The sequence below is a fragment of the Terriglobia bacterium genome (assembly GCA_020073185.1).
GTDB lineage: Bacteria > Acidobacteriota > Terriglobia > Terriglobales > Acidobacteriaceae > JAIQGF01.
Genome location: JAIQFT010000072.1, coordinates 1 through 18,089, shown reverse-complemented (window position 1 = coordinate 18,089; position 18,089 = coordinate 1). Strand labels below are relative to the sequence as shown.

Annotated in this window: 20 protein-coding genes; 9 read left to right on the top strand and 11 right to left on the bottom strand. The window is 60.6% G+C overall.

The genetic code is table 11. From position 1 onward, the window contains the following. Positions 1–1,299, top strand: a 1,299-nt coding sequence (locus LAN64_18670; GenBank protein MBZ5569858.1) for a hypothetical protein, incomplete at its 5' end; no start/stop codon positions are given. Between the two features lie 1,994 nt (positions 1,300–3,293). On the opposite strand, the gene LAN64_18665 is transcribed toward LAN64_18670, so the two are convergent. Further along, positions 3,294–3,917 (bottom strand): DUF4349 domain-containing protein, encoded by a 624-nt coding sequence (locus tag LAN64_18665; protein ID MBZ5569857.1) that lies wholly within the window; start codon positions 3,915–3,917, stop codon positions 3,294–3,296. A gap of 94 nt (positions 3,918–4,011) precedes the next feature. Here LAN64_18665 and LAN64_18660 point away from each other — a divergent pair, with 94 nt between their 5' ends. Both LAN64_18660 and LAN64_18655 read left to right on the top strand, forming a co-directional pair. Next, the gene (locus tag LAN64_18660; protein ID MBZ5569856.1) at positions 4,012–4,233 is read left to right on the top strand and encodes a hypothetical protein; all 222 of its coding nucleotides are present in this window, start codon (positions 4,012–4,014) and stop codon (positions 4,231–4,233) included. After that, on the top strand, positions 4,233–4,664 hold the full coding sequence (locus LAN64_18655; GenBank protein ID MBZ5569855.1) for a PIN domain-containing protein: 432 nt from the start codon (positions 4,233–4,235) through the stop codon (positions 4,662–4,664). The genes LAN64_18660 and LAN64_18655 overlap by 1 nt, the downstream gene beginning before the upstream one ends. A gap of 78 nt (positions 4,665–4,742) precedes the next feature. Here LAN64_18655 and LAN64_18650 read toward each other — a convergent pair whose 3' ends face one another. Further along, positions 4,743–6,074, bottom strand: a complete 1,332-nt coding sequence (locus tag LAN64_18650; GenBank protein MBZ5569854.1) for a hypothetical protein — start codon at positions 6,072–6,074, stop codon at positions 4,743–4,745. A 306-nt stretch (positions 6,075–6,380) separates the two neighbouring features. On the opposite strand from LAN64_18650, the gene LAN64_18645 reads away from it, so the two are divergent. Beyond that, the gene (locus LAN64_18645) at positions 6,381–6,638 is read left to right on the top strand and encodes a hypothetical protein (GenBank protein MBZ5569853.1); all 258 of its coding nucleotides are present in this window, start codon (positions 6,381–6,383) and stop codon (positions 6,636–6,638) included. 250 nt (positions 6,639–6,888) lie between these two features. On the opposite strand, the gene LAN64_18640 is transcribed toward LAN64_18645, so the two are convergent. The 4 genes from LAN64_18640 to efp form a co-directional block, all read right to left on the bottom strand. Then, positions 6,889–8,208, bottom strand: coding sequence for a SpoIIE family protein phosphatase (locus tag LAN64_18640; protein ID MBZ5569852.1), 1,320 nt, complete (start codon positions 8,206–8,208; stop codon positions 6,889–6,891). Positions 8,209–8,268: 60 nt separating this feature from the next. After that, complete coding sequence (locus LAN64_18635) at positions 8,269–8,820, bottom strand: adenine phosphoribosyltransferase (protein MBZ5569851.1); 552 nt, start codon at positions 8,818–8,820, stop codon at positions 8,269–8,271. 2 nt (positions 8,821–8,822) lie between these two features. Continuing rightward, positions 8,823–9,125, bottom strand: a complete 303-nt coding sequence (locus LAN64_18630; GenBank protein ID MBZ5569850.1) for an acylphosphatase — start codon at positions 9,123–9,125, stop codon at positions 8,823–8,825. A 122-nt stretch (positions 9,126–9,247) separates the two neighbouring features. After that, on the bottom strand, positions 9,248–9,808 hold the full coding sequence (efp, locus tag LAN64_18625; protein MBZ5569849.1) for an elongation factor P: 561 nt from the start codon (positions 9,806–9,808) through the stop codon (positions 9,248–9,250). A 213-nt stretch (positions 9,809–10,021) separates the two neighbouring features. On the opposite strand from efp, the gene LAN64_18620 reads away from it, so the two are divergent. Beyond that, positions 10,022–10,333 (top strand): YtxH domain-containing protein, encoded by a 312-nt coding sequence (locus LAN64_18620; protein ID MBZ5569848.1) that lies wholly within the window; start codon positions 10,022–10,024, stop codon positions 10,331–10,333. A gap of 109 nt (positions 10,334–10,442) precedes the next feature. Then, complete coding sequence (locus LAN64_18615; protein MBZ5569847.1) at positions 10,443–10,643, top strand: hypothetical protein; 201 nt, start codon at positions 10,443–10,445, stop codon at positions 10,641–10,643. Between the two features lie 171 nt (positions 10,644–10,814). Here the strand turns inward: LAN64_18615 and LAN64_18610 are convergent, their stop codons facing one another. From LAN64_18610 to trpE, 5 genes are all read right to left on the bottom strand, one after another. Further along, the gene (locus LAN64_18610; GenBank protein MBZ5569846.1) at positions 10,815–11,699 is read right to left on the bottom strand and encodes an energy transducer TonB; all 885 of its coding nucleotides are present in this window, start codon (positions 11,697–11,699) and stop codon (positions 10,815–10,817) included. Positions 11,700–11,794: 95 nt separating this feature from the next. Further along, entirely contained in the window at positions 11,795–12,715 is a 921-nt protein-coding gene (locus LAN64_18605) for a hypothetical protein (GenBank protein MBZ5569845.1), read from the bottom strand. 153 nt (positions 12,716–12,868) lie between these two features. Continuing rightward, complete coding sequence (locus LAN64_18600) at positions 12,869–13,195, bottom strand: PilZ domain-containing protein (protein MBZ5569844.1); 327 nt, start codon at positions 13,193–13,195, stop codon at positions 12,869–12,871. A gap of 157 nt (positions 13,196–13,352) precedes the next feature. Beyond that, a complete protein-coding gene (locus LAN64_18595) occupies positions 13,353–13,928 on the bottom strand; it encodes an aminodeoxychorismate/anthranilate synthase component II (GenBank protein ID MBZ5569843.1) in 576 nt (191 codons plus the stop codon). Positions 13,929–14,069: 141 nt separating this feature from the next. Next, positions 14,070–15,545, bottom strand: a complete 1,476-nt coding sequence (gene trpE / locus LAN64_18590; protein ID MBZ5569842.1) for an anthranilate synthase component I — start codon at positions 15,543–15,545, stop codon at positions 14,070–14,072. Between the two features lie 246 nt (positions 15,546–15,791). Here trpE and LAN64_18585 point away from each other — a divergent pair, with 246 nt between their 5' ends. The 3 genes from LAN64_18585 to LAN64_18575 form a co-directional block, all read left to right on the top strand. Next, positions 15,792–16,661 (top strand): MBL fold metallo-hydrolase, encoded by an 870-nt coding sequence (locus tag LAN64_18585; protein ID MBZ5569841.1) that lies wholly within the window; start codon positions 15,792–15,794, stop codon positions 16,659–16,661. 128 nt (positions 16,662–16,789) lie between these two features. Next, a complete protein-coding gene (locus tag LAN64_18580) occupies positions 16,790–16,948 on the top strand; it encodes a hypothetical protein (GenBank protein MBZ5569840.1) in 159 nt (52 codons plus the stop codon). 264 nt (positions 16,949–17,212) lie between these two features. Beyond that, positions 17,213–18,089, top strand: an 877-nt coding sequence (locus tag LAN64_18575; protein ID MBZ5569839.1) for a Glu/Leu/Phe/Val dehydrogenase, incomplete at its 3' end; no start/stop codon positions are given.

Here is an 18,089-nt window from a genome sequence, read left to right as displayed (position 1 = left end):
AGGTTATCCAGGATCGTGGCGCGCAAACCGCCCATGACGGGACACACCGGAAGCACCGTAAATACGGCTGTAACCAGGATCCGGAACGTTTGGCGCATCCTGGTTTCGATCATATCAACTAAAAGCGGGACACTCTCGATACCTGCTTTTGTGGACTGCACGGGCGCGCATTCCCACGTCGGAACGCCACACGAATGCTACGTTGTAGGAACCGCATCAGGTGAGTGGGTTCCTGCGGATTACGACTACGACGCGGCAACGATTTCAGCACTAAATGCAAGTACCGGCAAGAAGCTTGTACCGTGCGTCAAGCTGGTGAAGGCGTACTTTCGCAATGTCAAGATGCCATTGATATCCTTCCACACAGAACTGCTGGTAGCGAGTATTGTCCCTCCCATTATTGTTGACTGGGACACCAAGAAATACAGGTATGGTTACGAGTTCCTGCTGGCTCAATTCCTGCGCCACGCCTCGCAGGCACTCACAAACCCAGTCCAACTAGCTGGTAGCCACTCGCCAGCAGTAAACTCGAATCTGAGTCAGGGTCGTCTTGCAGCGCTTGGAACATGGCTTCACGGACGTGCGGAAGATGCGTGGAGACTGGCACAACAAAAGGACAAGGCGCAGGCTCTAGCGGGGTGGCGTACTTTCTTCGGTGAACCATTCCCTGCCGATTCTGCCAACCGAGGAGAGGAATCTAGTGGGTGTCGTGGGAGAGGAATGGCGGCAAATTTTGGAACCCAAGATCCTGTGGACGGTGTGATGGACGAGCGCACTCGGAACCTGATCGACGAGTGCAAGCGCCTAGAGGAATCCTGCCTCTATACGTCCACAACACTCTTCGAGTGGTTGAAGCGCCTTCGGTTGTGGAAAGCCGTCTTCGTTGTTGCGCCCATTATTCTTGCCGCTGTGGCGACGTGGCCTCTCCTGAAGAAGCAATCAGGGTTTGAATGGCTCACGGGTGTATGTGCCTTGTTGGCTGGTATTGTGCCAGCCGTCTACAAGGCTTTGGACTTCGATGTAAGCCTTGATACCGTGGCGAAGCACGCGCGCCAAGCAAAAATTCTTCAGGATCGGTTTCGTCAAGCGTGGCGCGTCACCGCCCTGGGCGGATTCGAAGACTTCCGAAACGAGTTCGACGATCTCATGAGCCGCCTTGATGTGGCACGTTCGACGAGTCTCACCGCACCTGAACGCTTCTTCAAGAAGGCACAAAAAAAAATCCATTCGGGCGATTACGATTTTTCGATCGATTCCAGCGCCGAGAAGCAGGTTTCCAAAGCCAATAGGGAAGAATAGGAAATCTGGGGACAGAAGGGACGCACCCCGAGTTCTAATTCGCAAAAACCGGTGAACGTCCCGATCTGTCCCCAGGTTTCTCCTACGACCTAATCAGCCGGAGCTGCGCGGTCAGGCGCTCGCCGGCGTGGCCTGCAGGCGGCGTCAGAAGAAGTACGAGAGCCCCCAGAGCACCGCTGAAGTGGCTGGACAGCTTTGCCATGCGCAACTTCACCAACGGCGCAGGTTTTTGGACGACACCCTGGCCACGTGCGATGGAGTGATTGAAATCGGGGTACGCGTGCCGCTCGACCGGCTGAAGACCGCGATGGAAGACTGGTTTCGGCGGAAGGGATATCTTGGGAAGATGCGGAGTTGATCGTCACAGCGAGGCACGTGGGTAGTGGCTAGTGGCCAGCAACTAGCCATTAATACTACTGTGTCATAGCAATTGGCGATTAGCGAACGCCGAACAGCCACAACGAGTCCCTCGGCGGCTGAAGCCGGAGGAACTTTGCCAGCCTCAACGGCACGGCTGAAGCTGTGCCCCTCCGAAATGGGGGACGCGGGCGAGGGCGCCCGCGCCCATCAGTGGGGTAGCCGCGAGCCAGTTCGTCAGAGGCTTCGCGGGCCTAGGGGGTCTGCGTAAGTTCTTCAATCGTGCCTACGGCACTGGGAGATTTTGCCCACGATCTCCCGCCGCTGAAGCGGCGGGCTACTCTCAATCGCCCCGCTGGGGCTTGCGTGGACGCGGGCGAGGGCGCCCGCGCCCATCAGATTCTCCCGCCGCTGAAGCGGCGGGCTACCCTCAATCGCCCCGCTGGGGCTTGCGTGGACGCGGGCGAGGGCGCCCGCGCCCATCAGTGGGGTAGCCGCGAGCCAGTTCGTCAGAGGCTTCGCGGGCCTAGGGGGTCTGCGTAAGTACTTCAATCGTGCCTACGGCACTGGGAGATTTTGCCCACGATCTCCCGCCGCTGAAGCGGCGGGCTACCCTCAATCGCCCCGCTGGGGCTTGCGGGGTCAGGTTATTGCACCATCGCCGCGCTGGGGCCTGCGAGGGCGCCGGGGCCTACAAATCCAGGGTAGAGCTTCTGTAAATCCGCTACTGGGGTTTGGGAAACAGTGTAGCGGTGGGCCAGTCCCTCAGCGGCTGGACAGGCAGCGGAAAAAGTGTGAAAGCAGATTCCTCGCCGCGCCTTCCTCGCGACGCTCATTCGGTGCGGCTCGGAATGACAACAACTCAGGTCGCAGTTTGCGGCACGACTGAAGTCATGCCCTGACACAGATCGAGTTTTTCAGCATCTGTAAAGCCGTACTCTTTTTTGCGGTATTTACGGACGGCCTGAAGGCTGTCCCCTTCAAAGAAGGTGACTTGATCAGACGTTCCCCAGAGCGTGTGCGTGAGAACTTCAGTCGTGCCTACGGCACTGAAAGATCCTTCCCACTTTGCCCCGCCACTGAAGTGGCGGGCTACTCTCAATCGCCCCGCTGGGGCTGCCAGGTCGCGGGCTGGGGCTGCCAGGTCGCGGTTACGTAGGAGACGAAAAATGACCAGCAACCCTCTAAGTTCAGTACCACCGGCAATCTTGCCAGACGAGTTCTCACGCAGACAGTCCCTCAGCGGCTAAAGCCGTACCCTTTTTGCGGTATTACGGACGGCCTGAAGGCCGTCCCCCTTCACAGAAGGTGACTCGATCAGACGTTCCCCAGAGCGTCTGGGTGAGAACTTCAGTCGTGCCTACGGCACTGAAAGATCTTTCCCACTTTGCCCCGCCACTGAAGTGGCGGGCTACTCTCAATCGCCCCGCTGGGGCTTGCGTGGTCAGGTTATTGGCCGTGCCGGTGAAGTGGCTGGACTTTGCGCACCGGTTGATTATTGCGCTTGCGCGGCTGGGAGATTTTGCCCACGATCTCCCGCCGCTGAAGCGGCGGGCTACCCTCAATCGCCCCGCTGGGCTTGCGTGGTCAGGTTATTGGCCGTGCCGGTGAAGTGGCTGGACTTTCGCACCGGTTGATTATTGCGCTTGCGCGACCGGTTTCGGTTTTAGGAACCGCAGCCAGACGCGTCGACCGATCTTCCAGACGACCCACAAGATTATTCCGACCGTCACAACCCACAAGACGATCAAGGGCAGCTTAATGAGCATGGCCACGACCCAATCCATCCACTCTCCAAGTCCCACCAGCAACTCGCGCACGGCGGTCTTGGCGCTGTACAGCGGACGCCAGCGCATGCCGAATACGCGCGCGTCCTGCATCAGCACGATGGCGATTGCCGACATTTCGATATCGTGGGTCATGAGCTGAATCTGCGCCTGCAGACGCTCGATCCGGTCGCGTACATCGCTCAGCTTCTGCGATACCTCCAGCGTGTCTTTGACGGTGTGCGCCTGCTTCATGATCGCGAGGTACTGTTGCTCTTCGGCGCGAAGGTTGCGGATGTGCGCTTCGTTGTCATAGAACTCACGCGTGACATCGCGAGTGCTGACCTGTTCGCGTTCAGTTCGCACCGCCAGCTTCTTAAGTTCGGCGAGCGCCTTTTCGAGTTCTGCCGCAGGCACCCGAATCATGAGTGTTGCCGATACAAATCCGCCACCGGTTTCCGTGATCTCCAGCTTCTGGAGTTCGCCGTGATTCAATTCGGCGAATTTTCGAGGTAAGAGGTTTTCCGGTCGTGTTCACGAATACCAATTCTATGCACATCGTCGTGGTATCCTGACCGTGGGGAGAAGCATGACAGCGGAACGAGCGCACAAGCATTTCCGGCTCGACTCGTCCAAGATTCGCCGTGCCCAGCGGGCGCTTGGCGCCAGCACCGAAACCGAGGCCATCGAGCGCGCCCTCGATCTGGTCCTCTCCGAACACGAGGCGAATCGACTCGCTCAGGCGGCCCACGCGCGGTTCCTGAAGAGTGGAGTCGAAATCAAGGATGCCTACGGCGTGCGCGAGCCGTAATGCAGCCGATCTTGTTCGACACTTCGGTGTACATCCACGACCTTCGCGCCAAGGGCGATAGAGTCCTGAGCGCGCGGTTCCTGCAGGCGGGGGTTCCGGTGTGGCTGAGCGCAGTGGTTCTGGAAGAGCTCCTAGCGGGCGCATCGGAGCGAGAGCGGCGTCCGGTGGAACGATTGGAGCGCGACTTCCAGCGTCTCGGAAGGATCGTCATTCCAACCCTCGACGACTGCACGAAGGCCGGGAAGATGCTGTCCGAATTTGGGTCGAAGTTTGGCTATGAGGCAATTGGCCGTGGCCGCCTTACCAACGACACGCTGATTGCGATCAGCAGCAGGCGGCTGGGGATCACGGTGGTGACGGCGAATCCGCGGGACTTCGAGCGCCTGGCCCGGATTCGGTCTTTCTCCTGGCAAATGGCCGGTGTGCAGTAAAACGCTATGTTTTCCAGAAAGATCCGCGTCGAATACTGAACAGCGGCGGCCGTTCTGGCGACGGCCGCCTGCCGGGGTTTACTTCATGCTCTGATCCCAGCTCTTCTTGCCGTCAGGACCGTACCAGCCTTGGAACCGAAGGGCGGTGGGTACTTCACGCATCTTCCAGTATCCATTGTTGGCACTGACATAGATCCGAAGCGACTCGAGAATCCTGCCGTAGTCCTTCCGATCTTGTTCGCTGAGTTTCGCATCGGAGACGCGAGCGTTCAGGAACTGAACGGTCGCATCCCGGAGCAGCGCCAGGTCGCTCTGCGGCCACTCCACCAGCACCATATCGTTCTCGGGATTCGTGTCACGGTCGTTGGCCGTCAGAATCTGCTTCAGCTTGGCGCCTTGCTGCCGGAGGTTTTCGCCATACGACGATACGACGTGGTCGCGAGCAACGCTCATGGCAAGCGCCTGCTGGGCCGGGCTCAGCTTGTTCCAGACCTTCTTGTTGACGATCATGTAGGTGATCAGGAAGGGCTGGTGCCAGCCGGGAAAGTGCATGTACCGGGTCCGCACCGTGCCGGGATTCCCTTCGGGAAGTCCAAAGAGCTGGGAGAAATCGTCGATGGGAGTGGCCATTTCGTAGGCGTGAAGCTGGCCGTCGGCCACGGCCTTGACCAGAGACGCGTTCCCGGAGATGGCGGTGACAAACTGGATGTTCTTTTTTGGAATCACGCCCCCAGCGACCAGGTTGTCGCACGAGCGATCGATCACGTACTGAGCCGGTGGCAGGTATCGGAATGTCCAGTTCTGCTGGCACAATCCGGCCAGGCCGATGCCGGGCTTCGATCCGACATTGCCCACCGGCAGCATGAAGTAGCCGGAGCCCTGCTGACTGCTTGCGACAATGGGAAACGCGACAATGTTCTTGCCGCTTTTATCCAGTATTTGCTGGAGCAGGTCGAGTCCGGTCGCGGCCCCGTCGTCGACTGACTTGCCATAGAGAAAGCCCATGAACTCATCGAAGTTGGGGCCGAAGGGAACACCCGAATTGTAAATAAACCCCCATGCCGGGCTGAGGTCCCCGCCGGAAACATAGGCAGCGTCAAACCCAGTTCCGCCCGCCAGGGGTCCGCCTGCGGAGACGGCGTCCACAATATTCTTGAACTCTTTGGGAACCGCTGGGGTGGGCACGTACTTGGTGAATTTAACCTGTCCGTCCTTGCCGAGAGCGGTGTTCGAGATGCTTGCTAGCTTGGCGGCATATTCATCCGCCGGAGGGCCGATTGCCGCCCAGCCACTAAAACTGCGAAAGGAAATATCCTGCGCCGGAGCGGATTGCGCCGCCAGCAAGGTAGCACATACAAATATCGCAACAGCGAAACCGAAAGATGATGGGTGTTTTGCGTAAGATTTCATAAGTTCGTTTCCTCCTGTTTGACTGGATCGGATCGTCCGACGCCGGGAAATCGAGGAAGGCCCCTAATGCCAGCGCAGCATCCAAAAAGAATCTGCGCCGCTAAAGATGAGATCACTATGTCCCGCGGGCCGGTGTGATCGAGAATTTGGGATTGTCGGCGGTACTATACCATCGAGAGCGCGCGATGACAGGCTCAGTAAGAGCGACCATCTACGCCGCGGGCGCATTCCTGTCCCAATTTGGAATCGGCCGCCAAATTCTTCTTCCTGCAGCGCGATTTACACTAACATCCAGACACCAGCCGCATGTTTTCGAGAAAAGTTCGCGTCGAGTACGAAGCTGACGGCCAGCGGCAGCGGGTGCCGCTGAAGTGGCTGGACAGCTTTGCCATGCGCAACTTCACCAACGACCAGGTCTTCGACGACACTCTGCCCACCGGCGATGGCGTGATCGAAATCGGCGCGCGCGTACCGCTCGAGCGGCTGAAAACCGCGATGGAAGATTGGTTTCGGCGGAAAGGATATCTCGCCAAGGACGCGAAACTGATCGTGCGCGAAGTCTAGTGTGGTGAATCGAAAATGTGTTTCCCGATTCTTGAGGCGCGTAGCGTAGTGGAAGAGATCGCCTCAGCGGCTAAAGCCGCAGTTTTGCTGGGCCCTTACGGCTCGGCTGAAGCCGAGCCCCTTCAAGACAAGGAAATATTTAGGCAAGACAAGGAAATATTTAGGCAACGAATTTTTGAGACAGGACACTAGGATCGACATCTTTGCGCGAAGAGGGACGCGGGCGAGGGCGCCCCCGCCACATCAATTCTTACTGGGGGCGCAAGGCCGAGCTGTCGATCCCGCCTTCGGTGACCTTCAGCACCATCAGGACCCGGTCGTCGGTATGGACGCCGCCGAGGGAGAACTCGTAAACCTCGCGGAGCACTGCGTTGACAATCCCCTCGGCGGGCAGATGGCGGTGGCGTGAGACGCAGTCGGCCATACGCTCGCTGCCAAATTCCTCTTCCTCGAGGTTGCAGGGTTCGGTGATGCCGTCGGTGCACAGCACCAGGATGTCGCCCGGCTTGAGCTTGGCCGAGCCGCGCGCGTACTCCGAATCGGGGAATAGGCCGACGACGGTGCCGCCCGCCTGCAGCAACTGGTACTCGCCGGTCTCGCCGTTGACGATCACCGGCGGAACGTGCCCGGCATTGATGTAGTGCAGGCCGTTGCGTCGGGTATCGAGCAGGCCGAGGAAGATGCTGAGAAACTTCTTGGACTTGGTGTCGTTGCAGATCATCTCGTTCAACGACAGCGCCAGCACTTCCAGGGAATGAAGGTGCGTGACCAGGGCGCGCAGCGTGGCCTGCAGGTTGGACATGACCAGCGCCGAGGAGACGCCCTTGCCTTCCACGTCGGCGATGACCAGCAGCAGCGTCTGCGGGCCGAGGCTGAGAAAGTCATAATAATCGCCGCCGACCTCGAAGCACGGGGTGTTGGAGACGGCAAGCTCGTAGCCAGGGATCACCGGCGGCGCCTCGGGCAGCAGGCTGCGCTGGATTCCGCGCGCCATTTCCAGCTCGCGCTCCATGCGCTGCTTTTCCAGCGCGGTGCGGTGCAGGCGGGCGTTTTCCAGGGCCATCGCCATGTGCCCGGAAAGTTTCTCCATGAAGTCCTGGTCTTCGGCGGTGAATTTGCCCGTGACCTTCTGGTTCAACAGTTGAATGACGCCGACGATTTCTCCGCCCTTGTGGCGAATGGGCAGGCAGAGCAGCGACTTGGTTTTGTAGCCCGTTTTCTGGTCGGTGCTGGGATCGAAGAAGGCCAGTTTGTAGGCGTCTTCAACGTTGATCGGATTCCCGCTAGCCGCGACCGTACCTGCCACGCCGGTGCCGAAGGGCAGGCGGATCTCTTCTTTCCCCAGGCCGGTAGCCACGATGGACCAGATTTGTTGGCGCTCCTTGTCCACCAGGAAGACGGTGCCGCGGTCGGCGTAAACCTCTTCGCGGGCAATGCGCAGGATGAGTTCGAGCAGTTCGGCCAGGTCGAGGGTGGAATTCAGCAGGCGCGTGGCTTCGAACAGCGCCGAGAGCTGCTTGATTGTCTTCTGGTCCTGTGTAGCCGATGCAGTGCCTGAATCCACGTTCACCTGTCCCCCGGGAGGATGGGGTGCGGCTACTATATTCAGGAGTAACAGCGTTGTAAACGGCTACTTGTCGTAGTGCAGCAGCGAAACCACTTCGTAGCCGGCCAGCTTCTCTCGCCCCTTGAGGAAATCCAGCTCGACGATAAAGGCCAGGCTGTCGACCTTGCCGCCAAGCGATTCCACCAGTTTGGTGGTGGCCAGCGCGGTGCCGCCGGTGGCCAGCAGGTCATCCACGATCATCACGCTCTGTCCCGGCTGAATGGCGTCCTGGTGGACTTCCAGCGTGTCGCTGCCGTACTCCAGGTCGTAGGTCCATTTGGCAGTCGCGGCGGGCAGCTTTTTCGGTTTGCGCACGGGAACGAAGCCGGCATTGAGGCGATAGGCGAGAGCCGGTCCGAAGATGAAGCCGCGGGCTTCGATGCCCAGCACCAGGTCCACGCGCCGGCCGATGTAGCACTGGCCGAGGCTGTCCACCAGCTTGGCGAAGCCGAGCTTGTCCTTCAGCAGGGTGGTGATGTCGTAAAACAGGACACCCGGCTTGGGGAAGTCGGGGACTTCACGGATCAACCGCTTCAGGAAATCGCAATTGGACGGCGACGGCTCTGGTTGCGGCATGGTCACCAGGCTCCTTCGATGCGGAATGTATTCAACCCCTCGACGGGGAGGGCTTCGGACTCCTCGACCTGGTCCACGCGCGCCGCCCGCGGGCCCTGCTGCAGCTTGCGGCGCAGGCTGGAAAGCTGGTCGCGCGTCCCGGTGGCGAGCACTTCCACGCTGCCGTCGAAGGTGTTGCGCACCCAGCCGTGGATGCCCTGGATGTGCGCCTCGCGCTCGACAAACCAGCGGAACCCCACCCCCTGGACCCGCCCGCGAACCATGTAGCGGCGGGTATGAAGTTGCGGCTTGGTCTGCGATGCCATCGCTGAACGCGGGTGTATCTCAGAATGAAGGTCGTCGGCTCACGGTTGACGGTTGTCGCTGCGTCCGGGCATTAACAGCGCATTGGGAGCACCGAAAACCGATCACCGACAACCGATCACTTTCATGCCCTCGACAAATACGCTCCCTCGCTGGTGTCCACGCGGATCTTCTCGCCCTCATTGATGAACGGCGGCACTTGCACGATCAGGCCGGTTTCGGTTTTCGCCGCCTTGGTGACGTTGGTGGCGCTGGCGCTTTTCAGGCCGGGCTCGGTTTCCACCACGGTCAACTCCACCGTCTGCGGCAGCTCCACGCCCACCGCCTTGCCGTCGAAGAATTCGACCTGGATCTGCAGATTGGGAATCAGGTAGTCCACCGCGTCGCCGAGAATCTCTTTCGAAAGGTGCGTCTGCTCGTAATTCTCGATGTTCATGAAGTAGTAGCTGTCGCCGTCGTTGTAGAGGTATTCCATCTGGACTTCGTCCACCGTGACCTTCTCGATGGCGTCGCCGGAGCGAAAGCGGTGTTCGAACATGGCGCCGGTGCGCAGGTTGCGGAGCTTGGCCTGAATAAAAGCGCGCAGATTGCCGGGGGTGCGGTGCTCGACGCTGAACACGCCATGCAGGTCGTTGTTGTGCTTGATGACCATGCCCGGACGCAGTTGGGTGGCTGGAATCGCCATGCTGATAGGTTCTCCTTCGGATCTCCCGTGTTGTGAAGGCGGAAACCGGCGGCAGGAGCGCCGGCTGGCCATCATGGGCCTCAGCCCTCGCGCGGCAAACATTTGATTGTACCGTAGCGCGGCGGAGCTTGGGAATTCTCCACGCAGAAGCGCCGGGCGAGCTAAAATCATCGCTTGCGCAGCCGCTGAGATTTCAAGAAGAGAGAGGTGCCAATGACGGATCACGAACGTTCCGGTGAGTATCAGGCTTCGGACCGTAGCGCGGTAGGGCTCGCCATCACCTTCCTGTTTATCGGGTTGGGAGCGGGTGCGCTGGCCGCGCTGCTGTTTTCCCCCAAGTCCGGTAAGCAGATGCGGCGCGAACTGCGCCGCCGGTACGAAGATGCCAAGGAGGTCTTGGAGGATTGGCAGGAGCAGGCCGGCGATGTAATCGAGAAAGGCTCGGAATGGGCCGGCAACGCCAAGGAGTGGGCCAACACGGCGAAAGAAAAGGTCGCGCCGTTCGCGAAAGTCATGAAGAAATAGTTGTTTTTCGCAAGTCTATCGGTCTGTCGGTAGTGTCCTAACTCCGCTCTAGCCACTTTGCGCGGAAGGTATCCATTGACATTCATGCTAGAGTTGCGAGGAGTAACTTGTGAAACCACACATGCCAGCAGGGGATACGGGCGACGATCGGAAAGCGATACGCGATGAAATCATCGAAGCGAAGGAGATGCTCGGCAAGCTGATTGACGGTCGCGCGGACAAAATACTCAAGAAGCCTAGAAGAGAACTGCCCACTTCTGTTCCTGCAATGCAAGGTGGGCGGCCGGAATCGAAGCGCAGAAAGTTCTAGGCCACGGCTCGGTTGAAGTTGCTCGCTGTGGAGAATCAAATTAGGACAGTACCGGTCTGTCGGCGAATCAGTGCCGATGAGAGACGGAATAACCGGTAGACGGGGCGAAGGGCACACTCCAAAACAACAAGCGCGGGCCGAAACCCGCGCTTGTTTTGATCTGGAGTCGAACTAGTACAGGCGGAAATTCACTTCCACGTTGATCTGCACCGCCACCGGTTGACCGTTGAGGCGAGCCGGCTCAAACTTCCATGTCCGGACCGCCTCCATCGCCTTTTCGTCCAGGCCCATGCCGAGGGTGCGCTGCACGCGGATATCATGTGGCCGGCCGTCCGCTCCCACTACCACCCACAACACCACCGTGCCCTGGTACTTCGCCTTGCGCGCTTCCTCCGAATACTCGGGATCGGGCTGGAAGAGGACCCGTGGCGCGCTCACGCCGCCCCCCACGCGATAGGGACCGCCGCCAATGCCGCCACCCCATCCGGGGCCGACGCCGGGGCCGCGCCCGGAACCAACGCCGCCGCCGCTACCGCTGCCGATGCCTCCGCCGCTACCTGTACCGTTGGAGGCCGGATCGAGGATCTTCGACATGGGATCGCCAATCTGGCCGGTGGCCAGCTTCAGGTCGGGAGGACCGACCACGGTCGGATCCATCACCAGCTTGGGATTGGGATTGCGGATAACAATAGCCGGGGGTGTGAACTGTTCGCGCGAAAACTTCGGAGGCGCGCCCTTGGAAGCGGCCAGCTTGTCGCGATCGCCGCCGCCGCCACCTCCGCCGGCCTGGTCCTTGGCGGGCGGCAGGATGTAGGGACTGATGTCGGTGACAACGCCGGTTACCGTGGCCTTGATTTCCTGTTGATGGCTGAACACAAATGATGTCGAGGCAATCAGCAGGGCGGCCAGCAGGCTGTGCAGGAGAAACGAGTAGAGGAAGTTCTTCGGCTTGGTGCCGTAGGTCGAGTACTCCAGCCCGAACAGAGCGGGCATAAAGTCATGCGACGCAGCTCCCGCCGGATCATTTCCCGGGGTTTGTCTCGCCCGTGCAGACATACTTGTGCCTACAAAAGTATAGACCGGAACCGGCTGTAATGGTTTCAATTTTTTGTCTCTCGTGCCCGCCCAGCCGCCAAAGTGGGACGCCCGGCTTAGCGGAATATCGAGGCGAAAAATGCGCGAATTTTGCCGAAGAACTTCCGCTTCGGCGCCGTCGCTTGCACCGCGGCTGGCGTGGGAGGCGATGGCGCTGGGGGGCGCAGTTCGGGTGGGGGGGGCGGCTGCGGAATCAACGCCCAGGGTGGCGGCGCGGAGCTGACCTTTAACTGCGCGACTAATGCCAGCGGCGTTGGTTCGGGTTCGTTGGCGCTGAACACAAACGGCGCGTCCACCTGAACGTGCACCTCGTTGGCGGCCGACGGCGGTGGCGGCGCGTCCAACGGCATGGCAAGCGACGGGGGAAGGTTCTTGGCGAACCCGGCAGTATCGGGGGGCCGCGGAACCTCAGCGGCGCGCATCACCGCCGGCGGAGCAGGACAGCCGCATTCGCCGACGACGCGGTCGGGACTGGCCACTTTGCCGTTGTGAAATACGACCTGTTCCTCGGGCTTCACCTGGTAGGTGCCGTCGCCCATCAGTTCGGAAACGATCACCGACGCGGTGTTGCCGGCCAAGGCACGCACGCAGGTATTGCCGTGGGCGTCGGCGCCGATCGCGACGTGAAACTTACCCGGCCCGGCCAGCAGAATGCGGAAATCGGGGGTAAGGATCGCGTCGGCGGAAGCGGCCAGGGAATACTCCGCCTCAATCGCGCCCATACTCATGCCGAACATGAGGTCGCGTCCACGGTGCGAACTGCTGATGGAGAGATCGGTGCGCGGACAGACACGCATGTCGCCGCCGCGAGTCAGGCGCAACAGCGCGACGGCCTGACCCGCGCCGATGGACGAGCCACTCATCACCTGCATGCCCGCTCCGGCCAGTTGCACCGCGCCTTTGACGCTGGCGTCGGAAGCGAAGATCTCGCCGATCGGTTCCTGGGGCTGGTTCTGCGCGGCCGCCAAAGCAAGCATGGCCGCCGCGATTGCGCATAGAGCCGGCAGTCTGCGTCGGGAGGGCATCGCCGCTATGGTAATTGGGCGCGCCGAGAAGTGAAAGTTGATGCTGAACGACCGGAACAACACCACGACCCAGTATCGACTCGCAGGTATGGATTACGCCGGGAACTACGGTTCGGCGAGAAACTCGTAGCGCTCGATCACGGCCGCGATGCCGACGCGGCCACCGGGCGCCTGCGTTTCCACGCGCACTACTTTGCCCTTGCAGTGCACGCGGATGCTTTCCGTCAATGTGATCTCCGGAGGCAAGGTGAGGGTGAACTCGATCTCCGACCCTTCGGTGACCGTGGAATCCATGTAAAAACAGATACCGCGGGCGCTGACGTCGCGGGTGTGAGCGGTTTGCTCCGCACTACCATCGCTGAACTTCACCGTCACTGGAAGCCGCAGGGAGAAACGCCTGGTTGAACGCTGTTCCCTTTGGGATTGAGCCATGGGTACCCTCCGGTGAGCGTAAGCATCTCTTTCGGCAGTGAGTCTGTCAAGCATTTCGCGCAGGTGAGAAAGCTTTCAAGGACCAAAAAGAGAAAAAGAGTGTGTTCCAGATTTGGTTTTGGCGAAGGCAGCGGCAGGATTCGCAGGTGGAGCAGGATCAAAGATGGAGGAAATTGCGCAGCAACTGCCGGCCGTTGGGGGTGAGCACGCTTTCCGGATGGAACTGGACGCCCTCGACAGGACAGCCCAGGTGGCGCAATCCCATGATCACCCTGCTCCCATCCTGGTCTACGGTGTGGGCGCTGATTTCCAGCTCGCGAGGCAGGCCCTCCGCGCAGACGACCAGGGAGTGATAGCGCGTGGCTTGCATGGGAGACGGCAAGCCTTGGAAAACGGTGCGGCCGTCGTGCTCGATCTGACTGGTCTTGCCGTGCATGAGCTTGCCCGCGCGCACCACTTTGCCGCCGAATGCAGCGCCAATCGCCTGGTGCCCGAGACAAACGCCGAGCACCGGAACCTTGCCGGCGAAGTGGCGAATCAACGCGATGCTGATGCCGGCATCCTGCGGCGTGCAAGGGCCGGGAGAAACCACGATGTGGGAGGGGCCGAGAGACTCAATCTCATTCACGCCGATTTGATCGTTGCGGCGCACAACAACCTCCTGGCCCATTTCACCCAAATATTGGACGAGGTTGTAGGTGAAGGAATCGTAGTTGTCGAGAACAAAAACCATAGTCGTCAGTGGCCAGTGGTCAGTGGCCAGTTGCTAGCGCCTCCTCGTGCGTTCGCTCCGGCTCCAATGACGAGAGCAGACCATTCATGATACGGCCTAGCTCGGCACATTGAGCGAGTAACTGGTCACTGACTACTGCCACTATTTGCTCGCCAACTCCGCCGCTCGCAGCAGCGCCTGCGCTTTGTTGAGCGATTCTTCAAACTCGCGCTCCGGCACGGAATCCGCCACGATTCCCGCGCCCGCCTGCACGTAGGCCTTGCGTCCCTTCAGCAGCATGGTGCGGATGGCGATGCAGGAATCAAGATTGCCGGCAAAATCGGCGTACAGCACCGAGCCGCCGTAGACGCCGCGGCGCACCGGTTCCAGCTCCTCGATGATCTCCATCGCCCGCACCTTGGGCGCGCCGGTCAGCGTGCCCGCGGGAAAGCAGGCGGCGAAGGCGTCCAGCGCATCCAGGCCGGAACGAAGTTTTCCCTCGATGGCGGAAACCAGGTGCATAACGTGCGAGTAGCGCTCCACGTACATCAGCTCGCGCACGCGTACCGAGCCGTACTCGCTGACACGGCCTAGGTCGTTGCGCCCCAGGTCCACCAGCATGACGTGCTCGGCGCATTCTTTCTCGTCGCTGCGCAACTTCTCTTCCTGGCGAAGGTCTTCCTGCTCGTCGGCGCCGCGCGGCAGCGTGCCCGCAATCGGGCGATAATCGAGCTTGCCGCCGGCCACGCGCACCAGCATTTCCGGTGACGAGCCCAGCACGGTCATGTCGCCGAGCCGCAGGAAGTACATGTACGGCGAAGGATTCACGGTGCGCAACGAGCGGTAAATGTCGAACGGTTGCGCGCCGGGACCCAGGACGAGACGCTGCGAAAGCACGACCTGGAAGACGTCGCCGGCGGCGATGTATTCCTTGGCGCGAAGCACGGCGCGCAGGAATTCGGCGCGCGTGGTCGAGGACTTCGGCTTGAGCTTCTTCTCCGGCGCGGCGGTGGTGGCGGCCAAGTTTCGTCGCGAGACGCCGCGGGCCAGCTTGCGTTCCAGTTGCGCAATGTCGCGGGCGGCGCGCTCGTAGGCCCGGCGCGGGTCCTCGCGGGTCACATCGGCGGTGGCGATGATGTGGATCTGGTGGCGCACGTGGTCGAAGGCGAGCAGGCGGTCGAAGAACATCAGCACGCAGTCGGGGACGTGCAGGTCGTCCTGGGCGCGCGCGGGCAGGCGCTCCAGGCTGCGGACGGTGTCGTAAGCGAAGTATCCCACCGCGCCGGCGGTGAAGGGCGGCAGGCCGCGCACGTCAGCGGGCACATGTTGACGCAAGAGCCCGCGCAGGACTGGCAGCGCGCCGCCGCTACGTTGTTCGCGCCGGCGACCGTGCTCCAGCACCACTTCGTCGCCGCGCCCGATCAGCCGCATGTACGGCCGCGCGCCCAGGAAGGTGTAGCGTCCCACCTTCTCGCCGCCTTCCACCGACTCCAGCAGAAACGCGTGCGGCTCCTTTTCGGCGACGCTGAGGAAGGCCGAAACCGGGGTCAGCAGGTCGGCACTGACCGACCTCACCACCGGCACCAGGCTGGCGGTCTTGGCCAGCCGCAAGAACTCTTTGAGGTCGGGACGTAGCATGGCGCTGGTTACGCCGGCGATGATCGCTATCGGCCGGGAAAACGGTGATTATACGTGGGATGGCAGCCGCCCGGGGGATCACGTTGGCGACTACGGAAGCCAGCCGGTTTACCAGTTGGGAACCTGAACCTTCGCGCGGCGAGCGATTCTGCGCCGAGGGTGCGACTTGGCTTATACTTGCGCCACCCTGATGCGCATTTGGCCCGTTTGCTTCGCCCCTGGGAGCAAGCCGGGGGGCGTAGTCCCATGGCAAGATGCCAGTGTGCCATGCCGGAGGCTCAGGCGCAGCGGAGGCGCATGCACATCAAGTTTTGGGGCGTGCGGGGCTCGACCCCAACGCCTCAACCGGAGAACATGCGTTACGGGGGCAACACCTCGTGCGTCGAGGTGCGTGTCAACGGCAGTGTCTACGTGTTCGATTGCGGCACCGGCTTCCGCAATCTCGGCAAATCCCTGAGCGGCGAATTCACCGGCAAGCCGATCCACGCGCACATCTTTATTTCGCATTTCCATTGGGACCACATCCAGGGCATCCCGTTTTTCGGGCCGCTGTACGAAAGCAAGGACAACTACTTCTTCTTTCATTCCTCCAGCCGCGGCCGCGGCCTGCAGCGCGCCATCGAAGAGCAGATGGCCGATCCCTACTTTCCGGTGGACATGACGGAGATGGCGGCGCATCGCAATTTTTACGACATCGAAGAGGACCGGATCGCGTTTGACGATGCCATCGTGCAGTCCATGTGGCTGAACCATCCGCAGGGCTGCCTCGGGTTCCGGATGGAGACCAAGGAAGGAACGCTGGTTTACGCCACCGACAACGAGCCCGGCCATCCCGTGTTCGACAAGAACGTGCGCAAACTGGCGGAGGGCGCCGACGTCCTGATCTACGACGCGCAGTACCTGCCGGAAGAATACGAGGCCAAAAGACGCGGCTGGGGACATAGCCACTGGCGCGAGGCGATCAATATCGTCATGGAAAGCGGCGCCAAGGAACTGATCATGTTCCACCACGATCCCGACCATAGCGACGAATGTATCGACAGCATCGTCAAGACGGCCCGCGACCACTACCCCAAGGTCCGCGCCGCCCAAGAAGGCATGGAAATCCAACTCTGACGCAATTTGTAGCGAGCCTGCATTCCATCTCCCGGCCGACTTGTTTCGCATCTAATTCCATTCAGGCTGTCGGCAATTGACAAGCCGGGGTAAACTGGATGGGAACTCGACTAACGAAGAAACTACAGATGGCGACAACAGCGGTCAAACCGAAGAAGGCTTCCGAGCAGAAAGCACGGGCCAAGATGGCATCGTTCATTGATCACGTCATTGAAGTCATCGAGACCACTCCGCGGAAGAGACAATCGCCCTTTGCCGTGGCCGCCATGCAGCACCTCGCCGTGTAGTTATAACGAATATTATAACTACGTCTTCCCATTCTCGGGTAGTGGGTCAGACCCACTACCCATTCTCGTCGCGCCTTGCTTCCGCCGATACACGCTCATATACTCGCTGGCTTGCCCGGAGCGCATTCCTCGGGCGGCGGATTAGGGAACTCCGATTAAGCAAGTTGCCAATTGCCTCAGAGGCATTTACGGACGGCCTGAAGGCCATCCCCTTCAAAGAAGGTGACTTGATCGGAGGTTCCTTAGCGGATACGGAGACAGTCCATGACCACCATGACCATGGAACAGGAGATCAATCCCTGGGAAGCGGCGCGCGCGCGCTTCGAGACGGCTGCGCACAAGCTGAACCTGGACCCGGGATTGATGAAGGTTTTGAGCCTTCCCAATCGCGAGATCATCGTTCACATCCCGGTGCAGATGGACAATGGCAGCCTGGAAGTGTTCACCGGATTTCGCGTGCAGCATTCGGTCGTGCGCGGTCCGGGCAAGGGCGGGATTCGCTACGGTCCCGACGTCAACCTTGACGAAGTTCGCGCCCTGGCAAGCTGGATGACGTGGAAGTGCGCCGTGGTGAACATTCCCTTCGGCGGCGCCAAGGGCGGGGTCATTTGCGACCCTCATAAGATGTCCATGGGCGAGTTGGAGCGCATGACCCGCCGCTACACCGCCGAACTAATCGAGTTCATCGGTCCAGAGAAAGATGTACCCGCCCCTGACATCAACACCAACGAACAAGTTATGGCGTGGATGATGGACACCTACTCCATGCACATGCGGCAGACGGTGACGGCGGTGGTGACCGGCAAGCCGCTGAACATCGGCGGATCGCGCGGCCGCCGCGAAGCCACCGGACGCGGCATCATGATTGTCTGCGAGGAAGCCATCCGGAAACTGGGACTGAATCGCGAGTCCACGCGCGTGATTGTGCAAGGTTTCGGCAACGTCGGTTCCAACGCCGCCAAGCTCATGGCGGAAGCGGGCTACAAGATCATTGGGATTCTTGAAGTGGACGGCGGCCTTTACAACAAGAGTGGACTCGATCTCGAGGCGCTCGGGGAGCACCGGCAACGCAACGGCACCATCCATGGCTTCGCGGAAGCAGAAAAAGCCGATCCCGCCGAACTGCTGGTGACCGACTGCG